Source organism: Allobosea sp. GW823-FHT02B03, from assembly GCF_058797755.1.
The window spans coordinates 944,885-968,449 of sequence record NZ_JBXAJY010000001.1 but is presented as its reverse complement, the minus strand read 5'-3'; the positions used below and the strand labels follow the sequence as shown (position 1 = coordinate 968,449).

Below are 23,565 nucleotides of genomic sequence, written 5' to 3'. Positions count from 1 at the left end.
GCACGCAAGGCATTCGGAGTTGACGCCTCCCTGCCTCGACCGGTATCCTAGTATACTAGTGAACAAGAGCTTGGCAATGGGCATCGCAGCGGCACGGCAGACCACTGACCAGATCTATCGCGCCTTGCGGAGCGACATCCTGAACGCAGTGCTGCGCCCTGGGGAAGCGATTTCCGAGGCACGCATGGCGCTGCAGTTCGGCGTCAGCCGCACGCCCGTGCGCGAATCCTTCAAGCGTCTGGTCGAGGAAGGCTTTCTGCAAGTCGTGCCGCAGGTCGGCACCTTCGTCGCGCCGATCGACCTCGCCGCCGTCTATGACAGCCAGTTCGTGCGCGAGACGCTGGAGTGCCGCACCGTCGCCCTCGCCGCCCAGCGCATCGACGCGGAAGGCAAGGCGAGCCTCGCAAAACTGATCCGCCAGCAGGAGCAAGCGCTGGCGGCGGGAGACCGCGCCGGCTTCTTCCGCAGCGACGAGGCCTTCCATGCCGAGCTGTCGCGGCTCTCCGGCCATCCTTCCGTCTGGGGACTGATCGAGGGCGTCAAGGCCCAACTCGACAGAGTGCGCTGCCTGTCTCTCGAGACCGGCGGATGGTCCGACATGATCCTCTCCGAGCATCGTGAGATCGCCGCCGCGGTCAGTGCCGGCGATGAAGCCGCTGCCGAGAAGACGATGCGGGCGCATCTGCGCACCGTGTTCGACGCGATCGAGACCATCGCCCGCAACCAGGTCGACGCCTTCGCCGCCACCGGCGGCCTGAACAAGCCCGCCTGAGCGTCGGCAAAGCCAAGCCTGCAACAAGACGAAGCCTGCAAGAGGACACCCGACAATGGAACAGACCTGGCGCTGGTTCGGCCCGGACGATGTGGTGACGCTGGCCCAGGCGCGGCAGGCAGGAGCGCGCGGCATCGTCAACGCCCTGCACCAGATCCCCTACGGCGTGGTCTGGAGCGTCGAGGAGATCGAGAAGCGCAAGGCGATCATCGAGGCCGACAAGAGCCTCGGCCTGCGCTGGGCGGTCGTCGAGAGCCTGCCGATCCATGAAAGCGTCAAGATCGGCGAAGGCGATCTCGAGCCGGTCTTCGTCAACTACCGCCAGTCGATGCGCAACCTCGCCGCCTGCGGCATCGAAGTGATCTGCTACAACTTCATGCCGGTGCTGGACTGGACCCGGACCGAGCTCGCCGAGCCCCTGCCCGGCGGCGGAACGGCGTTGCGCTTCAACCTGCACGAATATGTCGTCGTCGACCATTTCATGCTGCAGCGTCCGGGCGCCGACCAGGGCCATCCGGCCGAGGTGATGGACAAGGCCAAGGCCTGGTTCGAGCGCTCCTCGGAAGCCGACCGGACCCGCCTGCTCGCCAACATCATGGCCGGGCTGCCCGGCGCCTATGATCGCTATGACGTGCCGGGACTGAAGCGCATGCTGGAGCGCTATCGCGGCATGAGCCATGAGCGCCTGCGCGCCAATCTCAAGCGCTTCCTCGAGGCGGTGATCCCGACGGCGGAAGAGGTCGGCATCCGGATGTGCATCCATCCGGACGACCCGCCGCGCCCGCTCTTCGGCCTGCCGCGGATCTGCTCGGACGAGGAGGACATCGCCTTCATCCTCGGCGCGGTGGACTCGCCCTCGAACGGGCTCACCCTATGCTCCGGCTCGCTCGGCGCCAATCCGAAGAACGACGTGCCGGCGATCGCCAGGCGCTTCGCCGACAAGATCTGGTTCGCGCATCTGCGTAATGTCGCCAAGGACCCGGACGGCTCCTTCATGGAGGCTGAGCATCTCGGCGGCGACACCGACATGGTGGCGCTGGTCGACGCGCTGATGAGCGAGCAGACTCGCCGGAAGGCCGCAGGCTGGAAGCACTGGCGCATCCCGATGCGGCCCGACCATGGCCACGAGTTGCTCGACGACGCCGGCAAGGGCTCGTTTCCGGGCTATCCGGCGGTCGGGCGGCTGCGCGGCCTTGCCGAATTGCGCGGCGTGATGACGGCGCTTTCGAGCGTGAAGGGCTACGCCGCCTGATAACCCGCGGCTGCCGGCGCGGGTCAGCGCCGGCAACCTCCTCGCCGGTTACTGTCCCACAACCTGGGGAAGCGCCTGCACGCGGGTGACCGGCGGCGGGTTCCATTTGCCGGTGAGCGCTTCCGACTTCGGCCCGTAGAGCCGCATCGTCAGGTTGAAGCCGTCCTTCGGGGCCGGAAGCCAGTTGGCCTCCTTGTCCTTGCCGGGGCTCTCGTTCTGGAAATAGAGGTCCAGCGAGCCGTCGGCATTGTATTTGAACGGCATCCAGCTGCTCACCGCGAAGCGGTTCAAGACGTTGCCGACCTGGAAGCCTTGCGGGTCGTAGAGCGTGATCGACCAGAAGGCATTGACCGGCGGGGCAGCGCCCTTCTCGAAGTGCAGCATGTATTTGTTGGCGCCGTCGAGCGGCCTGCCGGACTCGTCCGCGAGGTTGAGCGGGTAGATCGCGTCCTCGGGCAGGTTCGCGCCGAGGCCCTGCTGCGCGACAATGGCGCGCTTGAGGTAGAAGTTGCCGTAGACGCCCATCGTGTCGGTATTCATCGACCAGTTATTGGTGACGCGGGCGAGCGTCGGGAGCTTCCAGAGCATCAGCCGCTGCCCGGCTTCCGGCGCGCCTTCGAGGCCCTTCTTCACCGCGGCCGGGAGCGCCGCGAAATCGAAGCTCTGGCCCGGCACGATGCCGATGCGCTTCATTTGCGCGACGATCGGCTGGTCGGTGAGATGCGGCGGGTGCAGCTTCAGCAGCTCGGCGGCGTAGGCGAAGTACTTGTCCGCCGGCATGCTGTCGGCCTGGGTCTTCGGAGGGGTCTTCATGTCGACGCTCGGATCGATCCTCGCCTCGACCGGTTTCGGCGCCTTGCCCCAATCCGACAGCGCCGTGACCTTGTAGCCGGCCTGGATCTTGTGGACCGCCTCATAGTCCGAGGGGCCGTCCGTCTTCGTCCGCCCGATGACCCAAGTATATGGCGTCGGCGCGCTGATCCGCGACATGTCGGCCGGCACCGTTCCGGTCCAGCCGGGCGGCGTGACGAGGAAATTGCCGGCCTGCGTCCCGGTGGTGCGCCATCCCGGCGACGCGAACACATCCGACCACATGTCCAGCATCGGCAGGAGATAGAAGCGCCCGCCGGTGTCCGGCGCGGAGACGACCTGCGGCTCCTTGGTGAGATCGAGCCAGGCGACGGAATAGAGCGTGTCGAAGTTGACCCGCACCACCAGCTTCATGTCCGCCGACGGAAACGACGGAATATTGACGAACATGTTCATCGGGCCTTTGCCGAACTCCTTCCCGGCCTCGATGTTGGTGGATTGTCTCCGCGTGATGTCCATCGTGACCAGCGGATAGAAGTAGATATAGGCGTCGACGCCGATGGCCTGAGCCTCCGCCTCGGTCAACGCGGTCGGCGCGCCCTGGGCGGACGCCATCTCAGCCGGCGCAGGACACAAAAGGAGACCCAGAACAACCGCAACAACACTTCTGTTCATGCCGCAACTCCCCAATTGCCGTTTCGCTACGCTCGACATACTCGCGAGAATGGCAACAAGTTTAATTTTCGGCACCAATTCTCGCGCAGCACAGCGACCCTAACATGGACAGACACTTCGACAATTGCGATTATCCTGAACGAGCAAAGGACGACATCTACGTCATGACCTTGCGCCATACCGGCCATGGACGCTCTGGACCCGGCCACAACAGGCGATGCGCAGGTTTCTCGCAAGCAAGCCAGCTCAGCGGCGATCGCCGGCCTCCTTCCGCAGGTCGCAGACCTCACGCGATCTTGTAGAGTGGTCCCGCCGGCAAGCACGGTGGCCGACACTGCCCGGCTGATTGCAAGAGCAGCGTCGCCTGAGCCGCGCGGTCAGGCCAGAAGACGCTGATCAGCCAGATGGACCAGCCGCCCGCCGGCGATGGTCGCGACAATGCGGGGCTGCGGTTCGGGCGCGATCAGCACGAGATCGGCCCGCTTGCCGGGCGCGATGACACCGCGGTCTGTGAGGCCGAGCGCCTCGGCCGGCCCCTGCGAGACCAGCTTCCAGGCAGCTTCGAAGCTCGCCGCGCCACGCTCGGCGAGGATGAAGGGCGCGAGCGGCAGCGCGGGATAATAGTAGTCGGAGGCGAGGATGGTGCAGAATCCCTGGCGCACCATCTCCTCGGCGGCCGGGCAGCCGGTATGCGAGCCGCCGCGCACGACATTGGGCGCGCCGAAGACGATCGGCTCGCCATGGGCGGCGGCTTCGCGCGTCGTCTCCTCGTCGATCGGGAATTCGGCCACGTCGACGCCGAGCCCGCGGTACCAGCGGCGCATCTCCGGGGTCATGTCGTCATGCGAGAAGGTCGGCACCCCGGCGCCACGGGCAGCCGCTGCCAGCCGCTCGATCGAGCCGGACACCTCGTCGCGGCGACTATGGACGTTCTCGACCAGCAGCATGAAATCCTCATGCGAGAGGCCGGTGCGCTCGACCATCTTGCCGACCTTGTCCGGCCGGCTGCGTGATTTCAGCGTGCCCTCCATATGGTCGTTGAAGGCGAGAACCCCGACCCGGCCGGCGGCCAGCCAGGCGAGGATCTCCGGCTCGGCATCGAGGTTGTAGGTCTCGTGGCGTAAATGGAAGCGCGTATCGGCGCCTAGCTCGGGTCCCAGGCGCTCGATCGCCTCGACCAGGCGCCGCGCATTCTCGGCCCCGCGCAGGCCCGGTTCCCAGGACCAGGTGACGCCATGGAAGGCGGTGGTGATGCCGCTGGCGAGCAGGGCCCGGTCGGCGTCGCGCAAGGCGAGCTCGATGTCGAAGGAAACGCCCGGGCGCGGCATGATGTGACGCTCGAAGGCATCGCCATGACAGTCGACGAGGCCGGGCAGGACGAGCAGGCCGGTGGCATCGAGGCGCAGGACATTGTCCGGCAGCGGCGCATCGGCAACGGCGATCATGCCGTCGCGCACGGCGAGATCGGCCGTTTCGAAGGCTCCGGCCAGTACCCGGCCGCCTGAGATCTGTAGCGCCACCGCATCCGCTCCTTGTCACCGGCGCCCGGATCACTCGCGCCGCTTCGGGCGAAGGCGCATGCGACCGGCAGATGACAGCGGCATGACGGCACGGGCGTCATCCAGCCGTCGCGCCACCGTCACCCCAGCGTCGCATGGGCTGTTTAGCGCCGCCTTCGAACCCCGAGGGAGGACGCCCATGCTGAAGAAGCTGGCTTATGCATTCATCGCGGCCGCTGCCGCCTTCGTGTCTCCGGCCGCGCAGGCGCAGGAGACGATCCGTTTCGCCGTGACCGATGTCGACGGGCTGGAATCGCTGCAGCGCGAGTTCGGGCCGTTCAAGGCCGCCTTCGAGAAGCTCTCCGGGCTGAAGATGCAGTTCTTCGCGGTCTCCGGCCGCACCGCGGCGGTCGAGGCCATGGCGGCCGACCAGATCGATTTCGTGCTGACCGGCCCGGCCGAATACGTGGTCTTCAAGGCGCGCACCGGCGCGGTGCCCGTCGTCGGCTGGCAGCGTCCCGACTATTTCTCGCAGGTCGCCGTGCTCGCGAACGGCCCAATCAAGACGGTCGCCGATCTCAAGGGCAAGACCATCTCCTTCGGCGAGATCGGCTCGACCTCGCAGCATCTCGGCCCGGCCCAGGCGCTCGCCGATTTCGGCCTGAAGTACAATGTCGACTACAAGCCGATCTTCGTGAAGCGCAATGTCGCCGCCGAAGCGATGAAGCGCGGCGACATCGCCGCCATCGGCCTGAACCTCGGCCACCTCAACAGCATCCGCAAATCCGACCCGAAGACCGGCTTCGCGGTCGTCGCCCGCGGCCGCGACCTGCCGAACGACGTGATGATCGCCAGCCCGAAGGTTAAGCCGGAGGTGCTCGCCAAGGTCCGCAAGACCTTCCTCGACAATGGCCAGGAGCTGATGAAGGCCGTCGTCTCCGAGACCGACGACAACAAGAAGTTCGTCGGCGGCGTCTTCCTGCCGGAGATCAAGGACAGCGACTACGACTATGTCCGCTCGATCTACCAGACCATCGGCATCACCGAGTTCAACAAGTTCATCGAGTGATGCCGCAGAGCGCGCAGACATTGCCGACGGCGGACGCAGCAGCGCCCGTCGTCGCCATCTCCGGCCTCGCCAAGAGTTTTGGCACGCGCCGGATCATCGGCGGGCTCGACCTCGCCATCCCGCAGGGTGAGGCCCTGGCGCTGATCGGCGCCAACGGCACCGGCAAGTCGACCCTGCTGCGCATGATCGTGCGGCTCGCCGAGGCGGATGCCGGCACGATCTCGGTGCTGGGCGAGACGGTCGGCAGCCTGCGCGGCGCGGCGCTGAAGCGCTTCCGGGCCCGGGTCGGCGTCGTCTTCCAGAAGCACAACCTGGTTTCGCGGCTGAGCGCGCTGAGCAATGTCGTGCATGGCGTGCAGTCGCGCCGCTCCGGCCCGCGTACCTGGACGCAGGCCCTGGCCCCGGCCGAGATCCGCGACGAGGCGATGGCCTGCCTCGCCGCCGTAGGCCTCGCCGACAAGGCGATGCAGCGCGCGGATTCGCTTTCCGGCGGCCAGTCGCAGCGCGTCGCGATCGCCCGCATGCTGATGCAGCGGCCGCAGATCGTGCTCGCCGACGAGCCCGATGCCAGCCTCGATCCGCGCGCCGGGCGCGAGGTGATGGAGTTGCTGTTCCGGCTGACCCGGGACAAGGGGCTCACCCTCGTCTTCGTCTCGCACCACATGGCGCACGCGCTGCGCTTCGCCGATCGCATCGTAGGCCTCGGCAATGGCGGGATCGCGCTGGACCGGCGCGCCCTGCACTGCAACGAGGCGGAGCTCGCCGCCTTCTTCGAGGAGCCGGCCGAAGCGGAGCCGGCGGCGCAACCTGTTCCGGTGTTCGCATGAGCCTGCAATCCACTCCGCACGGCCTCCATGCCGGCGACCGCTTCGCGCGGCCGAGCGCCGCCGCCTTCATGGGCTGGTTCCTGGCGCTGGCACTGCTGGTCTGGTCGTTCAGCGGCTCCGAGCTCTCGGCCGAGAAGCTCGTGCGCGGCCTGCCCTATATGGGCAACATCCTCTCGCGGATGTTCCCGCCCGACCTCGCCCGGCTCGACAGCATCCTCGCCTCGCTGGCGACGACCTTTCAGATGGCGGTCTCGGGCTGCGTGCTCGGATTGATCCTGAGCTTTCCGCTCGCCGTGCTCGCGGCGGAAGGCCTGTCGCCGCACCCCATCATCCGTGTACTGACGCGCGGGCTGATCGCCCTGTTCCGCACCGTGCCGGACCTGATCTGGGCGCTGTTCTTCGTGATCGCGGTGGGCCTCGGCCCAGCTGCCGGCGTGCTGGCGCTGATGGTCGACACGATCGGCTATGCCGGGCGCTTCTTCGCCGAGGCGATGGAAGAGACCGACAAGGGCCCGCGCGAGGCGCTCTCGACCATCGGCGCGAACCGGACCGGACTGATCTTCTCGGCGGTGGTGCCGAACGCGATGCCGTCCTTCATCGCGACCTCGCTGTTCTGCGTCGAGAAGGCGACGCGTGCCTCGGTCGTGCTCGGGCTGGTCGGCGCCGGCGGCATCGGCGTCGAGCTCAAGGTCGCCTTCGACCTGTTCGACTACGACACGGCGCTGACCATCATCCTCGCGATCTTCGCGCTGGTCGTCGCGGTCGAGCAGATCGGTGGCTATCTCCGGCGCCGGATCATCTGAGGGACTGGCTGCCGGCCTTCAGCCGGCCAGAATGGCGACGCCGGCAAGGACCAGCCCGCCGCCCGCGACACGCGCCAGGACAGGAGCATGCTGCGCGAGTCGGACTGCGAGGACGAGGCCGGCGCCGTGCAGCGCGGCCGTGGCGATGATGAAGCCGACGGCATAGGCGAAGCCGCTGGCGTTCTCAGGCAGCTCCGCCCCATGTGCGAAGCCGTGGAAGATCGCGAAGATGCCGCAGGCGAGCGCGCCCGCCGCCAGCGGCGGCGAGGCCTTGAGCGCGATGGCGAGCCCGAGGATGACGATCGAGACCGCGATGCCGATTTCGGCGCCGGGCAGTTCGCCGCCGGCCATGGCCCAGGCGCCGGCCAGCGCCATCGTCGCCACGAAGGCGACGGGATAGGCGATGCGCGCTTTGCCGCCGACGAGCCCGGCCCAGAGGCCGACCGCGACCATGGCCAGGACGTGATCGAGCCCGGTCAGCGGGTGCAGCAGCCCCTGCGCCAGCCCCTCGACGGAGCCGACGCCGGTATGAGCCAGCGCCGGGGCCGCAACACCCGTCAGCAGAAGCGTCAATGCCACGGCCATGCCTCTCGCCATCGTCCTGCGTGCCATCGTCTCAAATCCCTCAGCCTCGCGCCGTGGCCTTGAGCCCTCCGGCGGTCTCGATGAAATCGACCACCTGCTCGACGCCGTCCCCCGCCCGCGTATTGGTGAAGGCGAAAGGCCGCTTGCCGCGCATGGTCCGCGAATCGCGATCCATCACTGCAAGATCCGCGCCGACATGCGGGGCGAGGTCGGTCTTGTTGATGACGAGAAGGTCGGAGCGGGTGATGCCCGGTCCGCCCTTGCGCGGGATCTTCTCGCCGGCGGCGACGTCGATGACATAGATCGTCAGGTCGGCGAGCTCGGGCGAGAAGGTGGCGGCGAGGTTGTCGCCGCCGGATTCGATGAGGATCAGGTCGAGCGCAGGGAATTTTCCGCGCATCTCGGCGACCGCGGCGAGGTTGATCGAGCAGTCCTCGCGGATCGCGGTATGCGGGCAGCCGCCGGTCTCGACGCCCATGATCCGCTCCTCGGGCAGCGCCCCGGAGACGGTGAGGATGCGCGCATCCTCCTTGGTGTAGATATCGTTGGTGATGGCGGCGATCTCGTAGCGGTCGCGCATGCGCTTGCAGAGAGCCTCCATCAGCGCCGTCTTGCCGGAGCCGACCGGGCCGCCGATGCCGACCCGCAAAGGGCCATGGGGGGAAGCGCTCATGAGCGGAACAGCCTCGAATACTGGGTTTCGTGACGCAGGGATGCGAGGTCCGAGCGGAAGGCGCAGTTGCCGAGCGCGTCCAGCGCGGCGGCCTCCGCCCTCGCCGCGGCGCTACGCAAGAGCGGAGCCAGTCCGGCTGTGACGCGCTGCCCGTCGGTCTGGCCGACAATCCCGAGCCGGACGGCGGCCGAGACCAGGTTGGCGACGAAGGCGAGCGAGAAGGCCTCGAGCGAAGGCAGCAGCGGCAGGCCATGGCCGCTGGCCGCAACGGCGACCGCGACTGGATAGGCGACATCGCCCGGCCAGGCGGCCTTCAGCGCATCGACCGAGGCACAGGGCCAGGAGGCGGCAATAGCGGCGATGAAGGCATTGCCCTGGGTCACCGTCTCCAGCCGCCGCTCGGTCGAATTGGCGAGTGCGAGCGCGAGCTCGGCCACCTCGCCCAGCCCCTTGCCATCGCCATCGCCGCTGGCGCGCCAGGCGGCGGCGAAGAGGATGAGGTCATTGCGCAGCGAGCCATGCTCGACCAGGGCGCCGAGCCAGTCCTCAAGCCCCTGCGCCTCCGTGAGGTCCCCGACCTCGAACGCCCATTCCAGGCCATGCGAATAGGCGAAGCCGCCGACCGGGAAGGACGGCGACAGCCAGATCATCAGGGGCAGCTGAACCCCGGTCATGGCTCAGTGGTCGTGCTTGTGGCCCTTATGGCCGTGCTCGGCACCATGGTGATGGCCATGGTCATGCTTGTGGCCGTGGTCGTCATGATGGTGGTCGTGGCCGCAACCGCAGGAGGCGTCGTGGGCGTGCTCGTGCTTGTGCTCGTGCTCGCGATGGCTGTGGGCATGGGCATGGGCCTCGCCATGGCCGGCATGGGAATGGCCGTGATCATGATCGTGATGGTGATGATCGTGATGATGGTCGTGGCCGCAACCGCAGTCGGAGCCATGGGCATGCTCATGCCCGTGCGAATGGCCGTGCTCGTGGTCGTGGTGCTCGTGCCCATGATGGTGATGGCCATGGTCATGGCCACAATTGGCATGGTCGTGATCGTAGGCGCCGCGCTCGGGCTGGAACGGCCGCTCGACATCGCTCATCGCGCAGCCCTGGCCGCGGACCATCTCGGCCAGAACATGATCGTGCTCGATATAGATGGCGTCGGCGGTGATCTCCGCCGGGGTGTGGCGGTTGCCGATATGCCAGGCGACGCGCATCAGACGCAGCGGGTTCTCGGCCTTGATCTCGATCAGCTTTTGGGCGGCAGCCTTGATCAGGACGAGCGAGCCGTCCTCCAGCTTGACGGCGTCGCCGTCGTTCAGCGCCGTCGGCTTGTCGAGATCGAGCAGGATGTCGCTTCCGCCATCGCCCTTCAGCGCGACGCGGCGGCGGTTGCGGTCTTCATGGTCGAGGGTCAGGGTCTCGACGACCCGGTCCTGCTTGACCGCGGCCTTGCGGACGACGGAAGTGGCGCGCTGCATGTGACTAAACCCGTGGCGTGTTGGATCAGAGGCGATCGACCGATCGCGGTTCCACCACTTCGATCACCGGAGCGACGTTGACGCAAGCCCCGGGCCGGCCCGGCCGTGGTGCAGCGGGCACGCCATGGCCCTTCCCCGGACGACCTGCGCTCGAGATTCCGAGGGAACGCGCAACAAAGCGCTGTTATCCCAATAGCTTATATTGAAACGAGCAGCCGCAACCAGTTAGCCGCATAAAGACCATGGCAACCGCCGTCGCGATCCTGTTAGATCGACCGGTCACCACGCCTGCCTGGTCTTTCGATCGGCAAGGATAACAATCAGAGGGGAAGCCGACATGACCAGGATTTCATCGCCCATCTTGCGGGGGCTCGCGGGCGTGCTCGCCGGCATCGGGCTGAGCGCTGCCATGGCGGGGGCCGCAGCGGCACAGACCACGCTGGAGCGCATCAAGCAGCGCGGCAACCTGATCTGCGGCGCGAGCCACGGTGTCGCCGGCTTCTCGCTGCCGGACGCGCAGGGGCAATGGCGCGGCTTCGACGTCGACATCTGCCGGGCGCTGGCGGCGGCGATCTTCAACGACCAGGAGAAGGCCAAGTACATCTCGCTGGCCTCGAAGGACCGGCTGACGGCCCTGCAGAGCGGCGAGATCGACGTGCTCTCGCGCACCACGACCTGGACGCTCGGCCGCGACGCCGGCTTCGGGCTCAACTTCACCTCGATCAATTACTTCGACGGTCAGGGCTTCCTGGTGCGCAAGAGCACCGGCGTGAAGGAGGTCAAAGCGCTGAACGGCGCTTCGGTCTGCGTCGCCCAGGGCACCACGACCGAGCTCAACCTCGCCGACTATTTCCGCACCCACAACATGAAGTACGAGGTCATCGCCTTCGCCGGGCTGGACGAGACGATCCAGGCCTATGAGGCCGGCCGCTGCGACGCCTACACCACCGATCTCTCGCAGCTCGCCGCCAACCGGATGAAGCTCAAGGTCCCGGCCGACCACGACCTCCTGCCCGAGATGATCTCGAAGGAGCCGCTCGGCCCCTGGGTGCGCCAGGGCGACGATGCCTGGTTCGATATCGTCCGCTGGACTGTCTACGCGCTGATGAACGCCGAGGAATATGGCGTGACCCAGGCCAATGTCGACGAGATGGTCAAGTCGACCAATCCCGAGATCCGCCGCCTGCTCGGCGCCGAGGGCAAGTTCGGCGAGAGCCTCGGACTGACCAACGACTGGGTGGTCCGCATCGTCAAGGCGGTCGGCAATTACGGCGAGAGCTTCGACCGGCATCTCGGCGCCAAGTCACCTCTCAACCTGCCGCGCGGCATGAACAAGCTCTGGACCCAGGGCGGCCTGCAATACGCGCCGCCGGTGCGGTAGGCACCGCGAACGGCAGGGTGTCAGGCCGTCGCGCCGATCGCCGAAAGCGAGCGGTCCAGCGGCTTGGCCCAGCCATCGCGCCCCCGGCTCCTCGCGTCCTCGATGGCGTCGTCGAGATCGAAGGGGGCATTGAGACGCAGCGCCTCCACCAAGGCAGCGGCCTGCGCCAGGTCCTTGCGGGCCTTGGCGGGCTCGTGAGCGCCTCGCTTCTGCGCAAGTATCAGCTTGTGCACGGCAAAGCGTGCCGGCCGAGGCAGGACCACAGCAACGCCCGCGCCGTGCAGCGCAACGGCCGGGACCGGATCCTCGATCAGCCAGTCGAGGTGCTGGAGCGGCGTCGCCCCGGCGGCGAGTCCCTTCAACGGCATCGGATCGCGGTCACTGCGGCGGCGCTGCGGAGTCAGCAGGTCGACGACGAAGTCCTGCCCGTCGCGGAAGCGCGAGGGTGGGGCCTTCGGGTCGAGCCCCGGCAGCGCCATGAAGCTCGCCTCCGCCCGCTGAAGGATCGCCAGCATGCTGTCGCCCGCGATCTCGGCATCGAGCGCGAGATCGGCGGTGGCGAGATCGAGATCCTGCGTCATGACCGTCGCCGACGGCAGGACCATGCCGAGCAAGGGCGGGTAGCACTGATAGGCCGCAGTGCCCACCAGCACTGCCCCGCGTCGGAACAGTCCGGCGTGCGCAACCGCATCGGCGACGCGCCCGAGCGCATTGGTCGGGCCGGGAATGAGGCGCCGAAGCGCAGAGACGAGGCGCCGCCTCTCCTGTCGCCGCGCCATCTCGGCCCGGGCTGTGTCGGCGCGGGCCAGTACTTCGGGATCGTCGGCACGGCCGAGGTGCTCGACCGTGCGGCTGGCTCCGACCCAGCGCTGGAGCCGCAGATAGCGGATGCCTGCGACGGTCGTCGCCACCACCGTCGCCTCGTCCTGCGAGGCCATAGCGACCTGCTGCTGCAGATCGGCATAGAGCGTCTGGATATTGAGCGGGATGCGCTGCATATCCAATTTAGTAGCACGAATTATGGTTCGTGCTACTAATCGCCTTCCTCAGGCCTCAGCGCGGCAGCGCCTTCACCTCGTCGTCGAACTTCTTCAGCAGGCGCGAACGCTCGGCCGGGCTGCCCCAGCGCGGGGTGTCGTAGTCGATCAGCTTGATCTCCTCGAACTTCGGCGCATCCGGCGAGAGCTTGGCGTTCTTGTTGGAGGGGATCGAGTTGATCTTGAGCTTGGCGTTGATGTCCTGCGCCTCCGGCGAGAGCGTGAAGTCGACGAATTTGCGCGCCGCTTCCGGGTTCTTGCCGCCCTTGATCACCGAGACCGAGCCGGTCTCGTAGCCGGTGCCCTCGCAGGGGGCGACGATGCCGATCGGCGCGCCCTGCAGCTTCTGCGTCAGCATGTCGTGCATGAAGGCGATGCCGACCGCGGTCTCGCCGAGCGCCGTCGCCTTGACCGGGGCGATGCCGGACTTGGTGTACTGGCTGATGTTCTTGTGCAGCGTCTTGAGGAACTCGAAGCCCTTCTCCTCGCCGAGGCGCTGGACAGTCGTCGCGAGGAAGACATAGGCGGTGCCCGAGGAGCTGGGATCGGCGACCTGGACCTCGTCCTTGAACTTCGGATCGGTGAGGTCGGCCCAGCATTTCGGCTCGGGCAGCTTCTTGCTCTTCAGGGTCTCCAGATTGTAGCCGATGCCGAGCGCGCCGAGATAGATGCCGGAGGTGCGGAACTTCGACTGCTCGGCATGGCGCTGCGCCCAGTCATGCAGTTCGGCGAGCTTCGGCGACTTGTATTCGTCGAGCAGCCCTTCCTCGGCCGCCTGCAGATGCGGCTCGCCCGGCCCGCCCCACCAGACGTCACCACGCGGATTGGAGGCCTCGGCCTTGACCTGGGCATAGACCTCGCCGGTCGACTTGCGGACCATCTGGACCTTGATGCCGGTCGCCTTCTCGAAGATCGAGGCCCCCTCGCGGCATTGTTCCTCGAGGATCGAGCAATAGACGGTGACCTGGCCCTGCGCGGCGGCGGGGCCGGCATAGGCGGCGACGGCCAGCGTGGCCGTGGCCAGGGCGTGACGAAGACTTGGCAAGGTTTCCTCCAGGGCAATTTTCTTAGCCGGCGAGATGAAGGCCAAGAGCCCAGCCCTGTCAACCGCGCCGGCTCGCGCCCCGGTCAGCGCCGCCGCGTGCGATCGGGAAGCTTGTCGATCGCCGCGTCTGCACCCTGCTTCCTGCCGAGCACGCCTTCGCGCAGAACCTTGGTGGCGGCATCCTGCTTCAGCGCCGGCGACGTCTTCAGAGGCGCTGTCGCCTTCGTCGCCTCCAGGCCGATTTCCTTGGGCTTGCTCCCGTCATTGCGGGCACTGGCGGCGAAGGTGGCGAGCGCCTCGGGCTGCTGGCCCTTCGGACCCGCGGGTTTGGATTTGGCCATGGCAACCTCCCATTGTTGCGACGGGAGGCAAACGTGCAGGCCGGCGATGAGGTTCCGCGCGGAGGCGCAAGCTCAGAACAGGAAGTAGCGCTGGGCCAGCGGCAGCTCCTTGGCGGGCTCGCAGACCAGCAATTCGCCATCCGCCACCACGGCATAGGTCTCCGGGTCGATCCGGATATCGGGCGTGGCATCGTTATGGATCATGCTCTTCTTGGAGATGCCGCCGCGGGTGTTCTCGACGGCGACCATCTCCTTGTCCGTGCCGAGCCGGCCCCTGAGCCCGTTCGCCATCGCCGCCTGCGAGACGAAGACCAGCGAGGTCGTGCTGACGGCCTTGCCGAAGGCGCCGAACATCGGCCGGTAATGCACCGGCTGCGGCGTCGGGATCGAGGCGTTGGGGTCACCCATCGGCGCAGCGGCGATCATGCCCCCCTTCAGCACGAGGTCGGGCTTGGCGCCGAAGAAGGCCGGCGACCAGACCACCAGGTCGGCGAGCTTGCCGATCTCGACCGAGCCGATATGGCGCGAGATACCGTGCGAAATCGCCGGGTTGATCGTGTATTTCGCGACATAGCGCTTGGCGCGGAAATTGTCGGCTCCGGTGCCGGCATCCTCCGGCAGCGGCCCGCGCTGGACCTTCATCTTGTGGGCGGTCTGCCAGGTGCGGGTCACGACCTCGCCGATGCGGCCCATGGCCTGCGAATCCGAGGACATCATCGAGAGCGCGCCGAGATCGTGCAGGATGTCCTCGGCGGCGATCGTCTCCTTGCGGATGCGGCTCTCGGCGAAGGCGAGGTCCTCGGGGATCGAGGGCGACAGGTGATGGCAGACCATCAGCATGTCGAGATGCTCGTCGAGCGTGTTGACGGTGAAGGGCCGCGTCGGATTGGTCGACGAAGGCAGGACATTGGGCAGCCCCGCGACCTTCATGATGTCCGGCGCATGGCCGCCGCCCGCGCCCTCCGTGTGGAAGGCGTGGATGGTGCGTCCCTTGAAGGCCTTGATCGTGTCCTCGACGAAGCCCGACTCGTTCAGCGTGTCGGAGTGGATCATCACCTGGACGTCGTATTCGTCGGCGACCGAAAGGCAGTTGTCGATCGCGCCCGGGGTCGTGCCCCAGTCCTCATGCAGCTTGAGGGCGCAGGCGCCGGCCTCGACCATCTCGATCAGGGCGCCCGGCACGGCGGCATTGCCCTTGCCGGCGAAGGCGAGGTTCATCGGGAAGGCGTCGGCGGCGCGGATCATCTGGCCGAGATGCCAGGGGCCGGGCGTGCAGGTCGTCGCCAGCGTGCCATGGGCCGGTCCGGTGCCGCCCCCCAGCATCGTGGTCAGCCCGCTCATCAGCGCATCCTCGATCTGCTGCGGGCAGATATAGTGGATATGGCTGTCGAAGCCGCCGGCGGTAACGATCTTGCCCTCGCCGGCGATCACCTCGGTGCCGGGCCCGACGATAATCGTCTCCTCCGGGGCAAAATTGCCGAAACCGTCCTGGATGTCGGGATTGCCGGCCTTGCCGATGGCGCAGATGCGGCCGGCCCGGATGCCGATATCGGCCTTCACAATCCCCCAGTGGTCGAGGATCAGCGCATTGGTGATGACGGTATCGACAGCCCCGTCGGCATTGCGCACCTGGCTCTGGCCCATGCCGTCGCGGATGACCTTGCCGCCACCGAACTTCACCTCCTCGCCATAGGTGGTGAAGTCCTTTTCGACCCTGATCACGAGCTCGGTATCGCCGAGCCGGACCGTGTCGCCGGTGGTCGGGCCGAACATGGCGGCATAGGCATTGCGCGGAAAGGCGAAGGGCATGGTCGGTTCCCGATCTGGTCCTGCGATGTCTCTGGCAATTCTCAGGCCGAAGCCGTCCCCGGCCCGGGCGGCTCGCCATTCCCGGTCTCGCCGGTCTTTGGTTCACTGTTCCTGGGCTTGCGGGGGCCCTTGCGCTTGCCTGCCGCGGCCTTGGCGAGCTTGCGGGCCTGGTCGCGCTGCGTCTCCTGCATCATCTCGAGCTGGACCTGCTGGATCTCGGCCAGGCGCTGCCATTGCCGGGTGATCAGATGGTCGATCTTCTCGTGCAGGTGCCGGATCTCGAGTTCGGCCTTGAGATTGACCTGATAGTCGTTGGAGGAGCGGGCGCGGTCCTTCTGCTCCTGACGCTTCTGGCTCATCATGATGATCGGGGCCTGGATCGCGGCGAGGCAGGACAGGACGAGATTGAGCAGGATGAAGGGATAGGCGTCGAAGGCGCCCGGCCCCTCTGCGATATTGATCAGCATCCAGACCACCAGAACGACGGCGAAGCTGATCAGGAAGGCCCAGGAGCCGCCGAAACTGGCGAGCCCGTCCGAGAGCCGCTCGCCGAAGCTGCGCTTCTCGTTGAACTCGTCGTCGGTGTCGCTTGCGATCGTATCCTGGCGCGCGATGCTCTCGACGACCTCGCGGTCGAGATCGGAGTATTCGCCGTGCTCCTCGCGCAGGATCTCCTCAACATAGCGGGTGCGATAGCGCGCGAGTTCGGCCTTGCTGATCAGGCTGTGCTCGGTCAGTTGCGGAAAGTCGGCGAGGATGCGCTCGGTCAGCGAGGGGCGCAGCGTCTCCAGGGAGACCAGGTTCTTGCGCGGCGTCTCGGCGCCGGAGATCGCGCAGATGCCGTATTTCTTTTTGCCGTTCGCAGGAAGATGGGAGGGCTGCACGCCTGCTGCTTCGGTCATCGGCCGGCTCCGCCATTCGCTTTGCGCAGCTACAGCTTACCCATCACCTCCTGGCGGAAGCCATAGACCTCGCGCTTGCCGGCGAGCGCGACCAGCCTGACCTCGCGGGTCTGGCCGGGTTCGAAGCGCACCGCCGTGCCGGCGGGAATGTCGAGCCGAAAGCCCCGCGCCCGCTCACGCTCGAAGGCGAGCGCCGGATTGGCCTCGAAGAAGTGATAATGCGAGCCGACCTGGATCGGCCGGTCGCCGGTGTTCGCGACGCTCAGCGTCAGGCTCTCGCGGCCCTCGTTGAGGATGAGATCCCCCGGCAGGGTGGTGACCTCGCCCGGCTTCAGGCGGCCGGCGGAACCGCGGATCGGCTCGTGCACGGTGACGAGCTTGGTGCCGTCGGGAAAGGTCGCCTCGACCTGGACGTCGTGCAGCATCTCGGCAATGCCGTCCATGACCTGATCGGCGCTGAGGACATGCGCGCCGGCCTCCATCAGCTCGGCGACGGATCTGCCGTCGCGCGCGCCCTCGACGACGAAGTCGGTGATCAGCGCGACGGCTTCGGGATGGTTCAGCTTGACGCCGCGCTCGAGCCTGCGCCTCGCCACGATGGCAGCCATGGCGATGAGCAGCTTGTCCTTCTCGCGCGGCGTCAGATTCATGCGTTGGCCTTCTCTGCCTCTTCCTCGTCTTCGTCGTCCTCGGAGTCCTCGTCCTCGGACTCCTCGGCGTCGTCTTCCAGCTCGTCCTCGTCCACCTCGTCGAGCGAGGCGTATTCATAGGCGAAGACGATCTCGCCGCTCTCCGGATCGAAGCTGCTAGAGGTCGATTCCTCGAAAGCCTCGATCAGCATCTCGGCATCCTCGGGACCGTCGACGTCGAAGCGGCGGGATAGAACCTCGTCTTCCGCCTTCAGCGCGAGCTCGATCGCCCAGCCGCGGGAGCCGGTATCATAGACGCATTTCAGACCCTGGATCGGCAGCATGCTGCAACTCCTCAGATTGACCAGGTGCGCGGCAGCGCACGCCGGGTCAGATGCCCGAGCAGCATGACGAGGGCGCGACGCAGGGCCTGAGCATCGCCGCCGAGGAGACGGATCAGGAGGAAGCCTTCATGCGCGCCGGCCGCCGCCTCGACCTCTGAGAAGACGGTTTCCTCGGCCAGGAATGCCCTGATCTCGTCCAGCCGTCCGGGTTCCGTCGCGAGCACCGTCGAGACGGCGCGCGCGCCCTGCCCGACCGCCTTGCGGCGCAAGGTCTCCTCGATCGCGCCTTCGAGACGCAGATTCTCGGCAAAGACCAGCCGGCCCTCCCGCCTGATACGCCAGCGGTCCCGCACCGAGCCATGCAGGAGCGTCTCGCCCATGGCGGCACGGCCGAAATAGAGCGTTTCGCAGGCAATGAAGCGCGAATCCGCGGCGAGATCGACGCTCAGGCTGCGTGCCAGTTGCGCGCCCGAAAACAGGATGGTCTCCTGCGGCAGCCAGGCGAGCTCGGCCCCCGGCGCGACGGCGATCTCTGTATCGACATGGGTATCGGAGCCCTGGCTGCGATAGATCTTCTCGGCCGCCTGGGTGGTGACGACGGCCTGCGCCCCGGGGTCGAGCGCGATCTGCGTCCGGGCGCGGTCGCCGCCGGCCATGCCGCCGGCGGTGTTGATCAGCACGGCCTCACAACAGCCGTCATGGCTGGTCGGGAAACGGGCGCGATAGCCGCCGCTCTCGGCGACCTCGAGCCGCATGGTGCGCGCGCCGACCGCGCCAAAGCGCAGGCGGACGCCGCCGCTGGCCCGGACATAGGCCGGCAGCAGCGGATCGACGGGCAAGGGCAGCGCGGGAGCATACATGGCAGGCCGGCTCTGGCGGACGGCCGCAGTCTTTCGTGCCCGGAATTCGCCGGCAAGGGCCAGCCCGCCGGGCTCTGCCCAAATTACGGGCAGCGCCGCCCAGCCTGCAGGCAATCAGGGATGCGCGGCCAGGAAGCGCTCGACCTCCTCGCGGTTCGGCGTGCCGGAGCGGCCACCGAAGCGGCTGCACTTGATCGCCGCGACCGCCGAGGCGAAGCGCACCGCCGCCCGCTCGCTCTGCCCTTCGGCGAGCGCAAGCGCGAAGGCGCCATGCCAGACATCGCCCGCGCCGAGCGTGTCGACCGCCTCGATCGGGAAGGCCGGCAGATGGGCGATGACGCCATTTTCCATGAACAACACGCCGCGATGGCCGAGCGTGACGGCGAGCCAGTTAGAGGCGCCCTGCGCCAGCCCGGCGAGCGCCTCGCGCGGGTCGCCCTCGCCGCAGACCTCGGTCAGCGCCTTCTCGCTATAGGCGACATGGCTGGCGGTGGTGACCATTTCGGGATGGGTCGGCTGGCGGTCGCCGTCGATCACACCGGGCACACCCGCCGCCCGCGCCAGCTTCAGCGCCGCGAGAGACCCCTCGCCCCAGCGCGTATCGACCAGCACCGCGTCCGCACCCGCTGGCAGCGCGGCTGGCAGCCAGTCCGGCTCGATCGGCGTCGCGGGATCGGTATAGGACACCACCATGCGCTCGCCCTGGGCATCGATCAGGATCGAGGAAACCGGCGAGCGCAACCCGGCGAAGCGGTGCGAATAGGAGGTATCGACGCCCTCGGCGTGCAGGTCTGCCAGGATCGCGTCGCCGGTCAGGTCGTCGCCGAGCCGGGTCGCAAGCCAGGCCTTGCCGCCCGAACGCGAAACCGCGACAGAGCCGCTGCCGGCGCAGCCGCCGCCGGTGACGACGAGATCGCGGGCGCGATCCTTCTCGCCGGGGCTCGGGACATGCGAGACGCTGTAGACATAGTCCAGCGTCGCGATACCAAGACAGAAGACGCCGGCCATGAAGCTCAGACTCCGAACCTGAATTCACTGAGCTGGCGATAGACCTCGCCCGGCCGCAGCACCGTTGACGGGAAATGCGGCAGGTTCGGCGAATCCGGCACATGCTGCGGCTCAAGCGCTATCCCGGCATTGGGGCCGTAGGCAACACCGTCCAGCCCCGGCACCGGGGTGGCGAGCTTGGCGCCGTCATAGACCTGCAGCGCCGGCTCGGTGGTCCAGACCTCCATGGTGAGCCCTGAACGGCGGGAGCGCAGCGTTGCGGCATGGGCGAGTTCGAGCCCGCCGGCCGCCTGTTCGCGCCGGTCGCGGCGCAGGATGAAGTTGTGGTCGTACCAGAAGCGGCTGCCGTCCGGGTTGGCAAAACGGACCGCCCGGGTCTTCCGGAAATCGAAAGGCGTGCCGGCGACATCGGCCAGCGAGCCATCGGGGATCAGGTCGGCATCAACGGGCGTCGTCAGATTGGCGCGGACCTCAAGCTCATGGTCGAGGATGTCCGGCCCGTCATCGAGCCGGAAATAGGAATGATGGGCGAGATTGACGATGGTCGGCGCATCGGTGGTGGCCGAAAGTTCGAGGCGCAAGGTCGCGCCATCGACCAGCGCATAGCGGCACCAGACCCGCAGCGTGCCGGGATAGCCTGCATCGCCATCGGCCGAGACCAGCGCCAGCGTCACGCTCGCCTCGTCGTGCTGGATCATCGTCCAGGGCCGCTTGCCGAAGCCCTGGCCGCCGCCGTGCAGCGAATGCTTGCCGCCCTGGTTCAGCGGCGTGCGATGGGAGACGCCGTCGAGCATGAAGCGGCCATGGCCGATGCGATTGGCGAAACGCCCGGCGATCGCGCCCATATGCGGCGAATGCGCGGGATAGTCCGCGAAGTTGGGGAAGCCGAGCACGACGCGCTGACGGCTTCCATCCGGCAGCGGCACGACGAGATCGCGCAGCACGGCGCCCCATTCCATCACCCTGGCCTCGGCGCCGCCGGGCGAATGCAGAACCGCCTCGTGGATCGGCGTTCCGTCGTCGAGATGGCCGAAGAAGGTCTTGGTCAAGATCGGAAAGCTCCGCTGGGACTATCAGGCTCCGAAGCGGACGCCGTAGATATCCGTGTGGACGAAATCGTTGCCCTTGTAGGCGAGCGGCAGACCGGAGACTTGCGCGGCCGCATAGGCGAAGCAATCGCCCATGTTGAGGCGAGCGGGATGGCCCGAGAGGTGATGATAGCGGGCGGCGCAGGCATGGGCTGCGCCTCCCACTTCCGGGCCGATCGACATAACCGTCACCCCGGCACCATCGATGAAGGCACAGACGACCTCGTAAGCTCGGTCGATGGTCAAGCGCTTGACCACGGCAAGCCGCGTCGACGCCTCGAACATGGCTATGGCAGAGGTTGCATGCCCGTCCCCGTCCGCCAGCGACGCTCTGAACGCGACCGCTTCAGGCTCTTCCAGCAGATTGGCGAGAATCACGGACGCATCGAGGAACATCACGCGTCGCCGTATTCGCGATCGAAGAACTCCTTATGCGTCAAGCCGTCGTCGACGTTGGGGTGCCCAGCCAGCATCTCCTGAGCCTTGCGCGTCGCTTCCTCGACCCGCACGCGACGCTCTTCACGCCGCCGGAGCTCATTCTCGACGGCAAGCCCGATAGCCCCTTGTAAGCTGGTGCCGGACAGCCTCGCCAGTTCCCGCACCTGCCGATCAATCTTCTCGTCGCGCACCAGTATGCCCATACGAGCCTCCCTGATATCATTGGATGATATCAGGGAGCATATCAGCCCACAATCAGGCGTGCTCGCTCACCAGACTCCGGTGTTCGGCATGCTCAGCCACGGCTCGGCCGGCGGCTTGGGCTCGCCCTTCTGCAGCAGTTCGATCGAGATGTTGTCGGGCGAGCGGATGAAGGCCATGTTGCCGTCCCGCGGCGGCCGGTTGATGGTGATGCCGGCCTTCATCAGCTTGTCGCAGGTCGCATAGATGTCGTCGACCTCATAGGCGAGGTGCCCGAAATTGCGCCCGCCGGTGTAGACCTCCGGATCCCAGTTATAGGTCAGCTCCAGGGTCGGGCGGCCGCGGCTGCCCTGCTCCTTGACCGTCGCCGCATCCTCCGGCGCAGCCAGGAAGACCAGCGTGAAACGCCCCTTCTCGCTCTCCATGCGGCGGGTTTCGACGAGGCCGAACTTGGTCACGTAGAAATCGAGTGCGGCATCGAGGTCGGTGACGCGCACCATGGTGTGGAGATATCTCACGGTTCTTCTCCCAGGGTTGATCTGGCCGATAGATCGGGCCAAACCCGCCATTCGCCAAGAGGGCTCGCGCGGACTTACCATGACCGACACGCAGGATCGCATGCCGACGGCGGCCGCCTCGGCCGAGGTGTCGCGGATCAAGCAGCGGGCGGCGGCGCTCTCGGTCGCCGCCAGCGTGCTGCTGACGCTGGCGAAATTCGCGGCGGCGCTGGTCTCGGGCTCGCTCGCGCTTCTGACAGACGCGCTGCAGGGGCTGATCGATATCGGCTCGACGCTGTTCACCTGGTTCGCGGTGCGCGCCGCCGACAAGCCGGCCGATGACGAGCACCATTACGGCCATGGCAAGGTCGAGGCGCTGGCAGCGCTGCTCGAGACCGCGATCCTGTTCGGGCTCTCGGGCGCGATCCTCTGGGAGGCGATCAACCGCCTGCGCGCCGGCACCGAGCCGCCGGTCGAGGTCACGGCGCTCGTCGTCGGCGTGCTCCTGTTCTCGCTGATGGTCGACGCGACGCGCTGGCGAGCCCTGACCACCGTTGCGCGCGACACCCGCAGCGAAGCGCTCGCCGCCGAGGCGACGCATTTCGCCACCGATTTCGTCGGCACGGCGCTGGTGCTCGCCGGCCTCGTACTGTCCCGGATGGGCGTGCCGATGGCCGACAGCGCGACGGCGCTCGGCCTTGCTCTCTACATGATCCTCACCGCCTTCCGGCTCGGGCGGCGCACCATCGACACGCTGATCGACGCCGCGCCCAAGGGGCTCTCGGAGCGGCTGCGGCAGGCTGCCGGAGAGGTGCCGGGCATCGTCGCCGTCGAATGGCTGAAGCTGCGCCCGGCCGGCGGGCAGGTCCAGGGCGAGATCGGCATCCTGGTCTCGCGCACGCTGCCGCTCGACCGCGTCACCGCGATCAAGACCGAGCTGCTGGCGGCGCTTGCAGCCGCCGAGCCGAATGCCGAAATCACCGTCACGGCCAATCCGGTACAGGTCGACGACGAAACGGCGCTGGAGCGCGTCCTGCTGATCGCGCTGAAGATGAAGGTGCCGGTGCACCATGTCAGCGTCCATACGATCGGGGGGCGCCTCTCCGTCTCGCTGGACATGGAAGTCGATGCCGGCCTGCCGCTGTCCGAGGCGCATGACATCGCGACCCGGCTGGAAAGCGCGATCCGGGCCGAGTTCGGCGGCGAGACCGAGGTCGAGACCCATATCGAGCCGATGGAGACCAGCCAGCCGAGCGGGCACAACGCCGCCTGGGAGACCGTCGAGGCGATCGGCAAGGCGATCGCGCAGGAGGCGGCGCGCGCCGCCGAGTCCGGCGGGCCGATCCGCGACATCCACTCGGTGCGGGTGCGCGAGACCCGCAACGGCCTCGTCGTCAACTATCACTGCCGAGCCGAGGGCGGACTCGACGTTGCCGCCGTGCACCACGCCGTCGACGCGATCGAACGGGCGGTCAGGCAGGCACGCCCGGATGTCTGCCGGCTGGTCAGCCATGCCGAGCCGGTCGCCAGTACGGGACACCACTAAGC

Annotated in this window: 26 protein-coding genes; 7 read left to right on the top strand and 19 right to left on the bottom strand. The window is 67.3% G+C overall.

Annotated features, from left to right (window positions below; all coding sequences use genetic code 11):
- The first annotated feature begins 76 nt into the window (after window positions 1-76).
- Both AC1REK_RS04480 and uxuA read left to right on the top strand, forming a co-directional pair.
- A complete protein-coding gene (locus AC1REK_RS04480; protein ID WP_316019522.1) occupies window positions 77-772 on the top strand; it encodes a GntR family transcriptional regulator in 696 nt (231 codons plus the stop codon).
- Between the two features lie 55 nt (window positions 773-827).
- The gene (uxuA, locus tag AC1REK_RS04475; protein WP_492267040.1) at window positions 828-2,024 is read left to right on the top strand and encodes a mannonate dehydratase; all 1,197 of its coding nucleotides are present in this window, start codon (window positions 828-830) and stop codon (window positions 2,022-2,024) included.
- 48 nt (window positions 2,025-2,072) lie between these two features.
- Here the strand turns inward: uxuA and AC1REK_RS04470 are convergent, their stop codons facing one another.
- Together AC1REK_RS04470 and AC1REK_RS04465 are read right to left on the bottom strand one after the other, a co-directional pair.
- Window positions 2,073-3,449: a DUF1254 domain-containing protein gene (locus AC1REK_RS04470; protein ID WP_492267041.1), complete on the bottom strand. Its 1,377-nt coding sequence runs from the start codon at window positions 3,447-3,449 to the stop codon at window positions 2,073-2,075.
- Between the two features lie 437 nt (window positions 3,450-3,886).
- Window positions 3,887-5,029: an alpha-D-ribose 1-methylphosphonate 5-triphosphate diphosphatase gene (locus tag AC1REK_RS04465; protein ID WP_492267042.1), complete on the bottom strand. Its 1,143-nt coding sequence runs from the start codon at window positions 5,027-5,029 to the stop codon at window positions 3,887-3,889.
- 178 nt (window positions 5,030-5,207) lie between these two features.
- Between AC1REK_RS04465 and AC1REK_RS04460 the strand changes: the two genes are divergently transcribed.
- Genes AC1REK_RS04460 through phnE form a run of 3 tightly spaced genes read left to right on the top strand, consistent with a single transcriptional unit; the run spans window position 5,208 to window position 7,707 of the window.
- Window positions 5,208-6,077 (top strand): PhnD/SsuA/transferrin family substrate-binding protein, encoded by an 870-nt coding sequence (locus AC1REK_RS04460; protein WP_492267043.1) that lies wholly within the window; start codon window positions 5,208-5,210, stop codon window positions 6,075-6,077.
- Complete coding sequence (locus AC1REK_RS04455) at window positions 6,077-6,904, top strand: phosphonate ABC transporter ATP-binding protein (protein ID WP_492267659.1); 828 nt, start codon at window positions 6,077-6,079, stop codon at window positions 6,902-6,904. Before AC1REK_RS04460 ends, AC1REK_RS04455 begins: the two co-directional genes overlap by 1 nt.
- Window positions 6,901-7,707, top strand: coding sequence for a phosphonate ABC transporter, permease protein PhnE (gene phnE, locus AC1REK_RS04450; RefSeq protein ID WP_492267044.1), 807 nt, complete (start codon window positions 6,901-6,903; stop codon window positions 7,705-7,707). The genes AC1REK_RS04455 and phnE overlap by 4 nt, the downstream gene beginning before the upstream one ends.
- A gap of 18 nt (window positions 7,708-7,725) precedes the next feature.
- Here phnE and AC1REK_RS04445 read toward each other — a convergent pair whose 3' ends face one another.
- The 4 genes from AC1REK_RS04445 to AC1REK_RS04430 are packed head-to-tail and all read right to left on the bottom strand — an operon-like array spanning window position 7,726 to window position 10,437.
- A complete protein-coding gene (locus AC1REK_RS04445; protein ID WP_492267045.1) occupies window positions 7,726-8,292 on the bottom strand; it encodes a HupE/UreJ family protein in 567 nt (188 codons plus the stop codon).
- 40 nt (window positions 8,293-8,332) lie between these two features.
- Window positions 8,333-8,965 (bottom strand): urease accessory protein UreG, encoded by a 633-nt coding sequence (gene ureG, locus AC1REK_RS04440; RefSeq protein ID WP_492267046.1) that lies wholly within the window; start codon window positions 8,963-8,965, stop codon window positions 8,333-8,335.
- Window positions 8,962-9,639 (bottom strand): urease accessory protein UreF, encoded by a 678-nt coding sequence (locus tag AC1REK_RS04435; RefSeq protein ID WP_327520623.1) that lies wholly within the window; start codon window positions 9,637-9,639, stop codon window positions 8,962-8,964. Before AC1REK_RS04435 ends, ureG begins: the two co-directional genes overlap by 4 nt.
- Window positions 9,640-9,642: 3 nt before the next feature.
- Window positions 9,643-10,437, bottom strand: a complete 795-nt coding sequence (locus AC1REK_RS04430; RefSeq protein ID WP_327520622.1) for an urease accessory protein UreE — start codon at window positions 10,435-10,437, stop codon at window positions 9,643-9,645.
- Between the two features lie 337 nt (window positions 10,438-10,774).
- Here AC1REK_RS04430 and AC1REK_RS04425 point away from each other — a divergent pair, with 337 nt between their 5' ends.
- Window positions 10,775-11,818, top strand: coding sequence for an amino acid ABC transporter substrate-binding protein (locus AC1REK_RS04425; RefSeq protein ID WP_327520621.1), 1,044 nt, complete (start codon window positions 10,775-10,777; stop codon window positions 11,816-11,818).
- A gap of 20 nt (window positions 11,819-11,838) precedes the next feature.
- On the opposite strand, the gene AC1REK_RS04420 is transcribed toward AC1REK_RS04425, so the two are convergent.
- The 13 genes from AC1REK_RS04420 to AC1REK_RS04360 all read right to left on the bottom strand — a co-directional run bounded on the left by AC1REK_RS04420 (window position 11,839) and on the right by AC1REK_RS04360 (window position 22,038).
- A complete protein-coding gene (locus AC1REK_RS04420) occupies window positions 11,839-12,816 on the bottom strand; it encodes a GSU2403 family nucleotidyltransferase fold protein (RefSeq protein WP_327520620.1) in 978 nt (325 codons plus the stop codon).
- A gap of 55 nt (window positions 12,817-12,871) precedes the next feature.
- Window positions 12,872-13,900 (bottom strand): ABC transporter substrate-binding protein, encoded by a 1,029-nt coding sequence (locus AC1REK_RS04415; protein ID WP_492267047.1) that lies wholly within the window; start codon window positions 13,898-13,900, stop codon window positions 12,872-12,874.
- Between the two features lie 83 nt (window positions 13,901-13,983).
- Window positions 13,984-14,241: a hypothetical protein gene (locus AC1REK_RS04410; RefSeq protein WP_492267048.1), complete on the bottom strand. Its 258-nt coding sequence runs from the start codon at window positions 14,239-14,241 to the stop codon at window positions 13,984-13,986.
- A gap of 72 nt (window positions 14,242-14,313) precedes the next feature.
- Window positions 14,314-16,050 (bottom strand): urease subunit alpha, encoded by a 1,737-nt coding sequence (gene ureC / locus AC1REK_RS04405; protein WP_492267049.1) that lies wholly within the window; start codon window positions 16,048-16,050, stop codon window positions 14,314-14,316.
- A 41-nt stretch (window positions 16,051-16,091) separates the two neighbouring features.
- The gene (locus AC1REK_RS04400) at window positions 16,092-16,952 is read right to left on the bottom strand and encodes a DUF1003 domain-containing protein (RefSeq protein ID WP_492267050.1); all 861 of its coding nucleotides are present in this window, start codon (window positions 16,950-16,952) and stop codon (window positions 16,092-16,094) included.
- A 29-nt stretch (window positions 16,953-16,981) separates the two neighbouring features.
- A complete protein-coding gene (locus tag AC1REK_RS04395; RefSeq protein WP_327520615.1) occupies window positions 16,982-17,602 on the bottom strand; it encodes an urease subunit gamma in 621 nt (206 codons plus the stop codon).
- Entirely contained in the window at window positions 17,599-17,925 is a 327-nt protein-coding gene (locus AC1REK_RS04390; protein WP_327520614.1) for a hypothetical protein, read from the bottom strand. Before AC1REK_RS04390 ends, AC1REK_RS04395 begins: the two co-directional genes overlap by 4 nt.
- A gap of 11 nt (window positions 17,926-17,936) precedes the next feature.
- A complete protein-coding gene (locus AC1REK_RS04385; RefSeq protein WP_492267051.1) occupies window positions 17,937-18,785 on the bottom strand; it encodes an urease accessory protein UreD in 849 nt (282 codons plus the stop codon).
- A gap of 114 nt (window positions 18,786-18,899) precedes the next feature.
- Window positions 18,900-19,793, bottom strand: coding sequence for a PfkB family carbohydrate kinase (locus AC1REK_RS04380; protein WP_492267052.1), 894 nt, complete (start codon window positions 19,791-19,793; stop codon window positions 18,900-18,902).
- A 5-nt stretch (window positions 19,794-19,798) separates the two neighbouring features.
- Entirely contained in the window at window positions 19,799-20,842 is a 1,044-nt protein-coding gene (locus tag AC1REK_RS04375; protein WP_492267053.1) for an aldose epimerase family protein, read from the bottom strand.
- A gap of 24 nt (window positions 20,843-20,866) precedes the next feature.
- The gene (locus tag AC1REK_RS04370; RefSeq protein WP_492267054.1) at window positions 20,867-21,277 is read right to left on the bottom strand and encodes a type II toxin-antitoxin system VapC family toxin; all 411 of its coding nucleotides are present in this window, start codon (window positions 21,275-21,277) and stop codon (window positions 20,867-20,869) included.
- Window positions 21,277-21,522 (bottom strand): type II toxin-antitoxin system VapB family antitoxin, encoded by a 246-nt coding sequence (locus AC1REK_RS04365; protein WP_327520610.1) that lies wholly within the window; start codon window positions 21,520-21,522, stop codon window positions 21,277-21,279. The genes AC1REK_RS04370 and AC1REK_RS04365 overlap by 1 nt, the downstream gene beginning before the upstream one ends.
- Window positions 21,523-21,588: 66 nt before the next feature.
- Window positions 21,589-22,038 carry a VOC family protein gene (locus tag AC1REK_RS04360; protein WP_316019542.1) on the bottom strand — a complete coding sequence of 150 codons (450 nt, stop codon included), beginning with the start codon at window positions 22,036-22,038 and terminating at the stop codon, window positions 21,589-21,591.
- Between the two features lie 79 nt (window positions 22,039-22,117).
- Here AC1REK_RS04360 and AC1REK_RS04355 point away from each other — a divergent pair, with 79 nt between their 5' ends.
- Window positions 22,118-23,563, top strand: a complete 1,446-nt coding sequence (locus tag AC1REK_RS04355; RefSeq protein WP_316019543.1) for a cation diffusion facilitator family transporter — start codon at window positions 22,118-22,120, stop codon at window positions 23,561-23,563.
- Window positions 23,564-23,565 lie beyond the last annotated feature (2 nt).

Bases quoted from the DNA above. Each gene is read 5' to 3' on its own strand.
- AC1REK_RS04480 (WP_316019522.1), top strand. From the start codon at position 77: ATGGGCATCGCAGCGGCACGGCAGACCACTGACCAGATCTATCGCGCC.
- uxuA (WP_492267040.1), top strand. From the start codon at position 828: ATGGAACAGACCTGGCGCTGGTTCGGCCCGGACGATGTGGTGACGCTG.
- AC1REK_RS04470 (WP_492267041.1), bottom strand. From the start codon at position 3,449: ATGGCGTCCGCCCAGGGCGCGCCGACCGCGTTGACCGAGGCGGAGGCT.
- AC1REK_RS04460 (WP_492267043.1), top strand. From the start codon at position 5,208: ATGCTGAAGAAGCTGGCTTATGCATTCATCGCGGCCGCTGCCGCCTTC.
- AC1REK_RS04455 (WP_492267659.1), top strand. From the start codon at position 6,077: ATGCCGCAGAGCGCGCAGACATTGCCGACGGCGGACGCAGCAGCGCCC.
- phnE (WP_492267044.1), top strand. From the start codon at position 6,901: ATGAGCCTGCAATCCACTCCGCACGGCCTCCATGCCGGCGACCGCTTC.
- AC1REK_RS04445 (WP_492267045.1), bottom strand. From the start codon at position 8,292: ATGGCCGTGGCATTGACGCTTCTGCTGACGGGTGTTGCGGCCCCGGCG.
- ureG (WP_492267046.1), bottom strand. From the start codon at position 8,965: ATGAGCGCTTCCCCCCATGGCCCTTTGCGGGTCGGCATCGGCGGCCCG.
- AC1REK_RS04435 (WP_327520623.1), bottom strand. From the start codon at position 9,639: ATGACCGGGGTTCAGCTGCCCCTGATGATCTGGCTGTCGCCGTCCTTC.
- AC1REK_RS04430 (WP_327520622.1), bottom strand. From the start codon at position 10,437: ATGCAGCGCGCCACTTCCGTCGTCCGCAAGGCCGCGGTCAAGCAGGAC.
- AC1REK_RS04425 (WP_327520621.1), top strand. From the start codon at position 10,775: ATGACCAGGATTTCATCGCCCATCTTGCGGGGGCTCGCGGGCGTGCTC.
- AC1REK_RS04420 (WP_327520620.1), bottom strand. From the start codon at position 12,816: ATGCAGCGCATCCCGCTCAATATCCAGACGCTCTATGCCGATCTGCAG.
- AC1REK_RS04410 (WP_492267048.1), bottom strand. From the start codon at position 14,241: ATGGCCAAATCCAAACCCGCGGGTCCGAAGGGCCAGCAGCCCGAGGCG.
- ureC (WP_492267049.1), bottom strand. From the start codon at position 16,050: ATGCCCTTCGCCTTTCCGCGCAATGCCTATGCCGCCATGTTCGGCCCG.
- AC1REK_RS04400 (WP_492267050.1), bottom strand. From the start codon at position 16,952: ATGACCGAAGCAGCAGGCGTGCAGCCCTCCCATCTTCCTGCGAACGGC.
- AC1REK_RS04395 (WP_327520615.1), bottom strand. From the start codon at position 17,602: ATGAATCTGACGCCGCGCGAGAAGGACAAGCTGCTCATCGCCATGGCT.
- AC1REK_RS04390 (WP_327520614.1), bottom strand. From the start codon at position 17,925: ATGCTGCCGATCCAGGGTCTGAAATGCGTCTATGATACCGGCTCCCGC.
- AC1REK_RS04385 (WP_492267051.1), bottom strand. From the start codon at position 18,785: ATGTATGCTCCCGCGCTGCCCTTGCCCGTCGATCCGCTGCTGCCGGCC.
- AC1REK_RS04380 (WP_492267052.1), bottom strand. From the start codon at position 19,793: ATGGCCGGCGTCTTCTGTCTTGGTATCGCGACGCTGGACTATGTCTAC.
- AC1REK_RS04370 (WP_492267054.1), bottom strand. From the start codon at position 21,277: ATGTTCCTCGATGCGTCCGTGATTCTCGCCAATCTGCTGGAAGAGCCT.
- AC1REK_RS04365 (WP_327520610.1), bottom strand. From the start codon at position 21,522: ATGGGCATACTGGTGCGCGACGAGAAGATTGATCGGCAGGTGCGGGAA.
- AC1REK_RS04355 (WP_316019543.1), top strand. From the start codon at position 22,118: ATGACCGACACGCAGGATCGCATGCCGACGGCGGCCGCCTCGGCCGAG.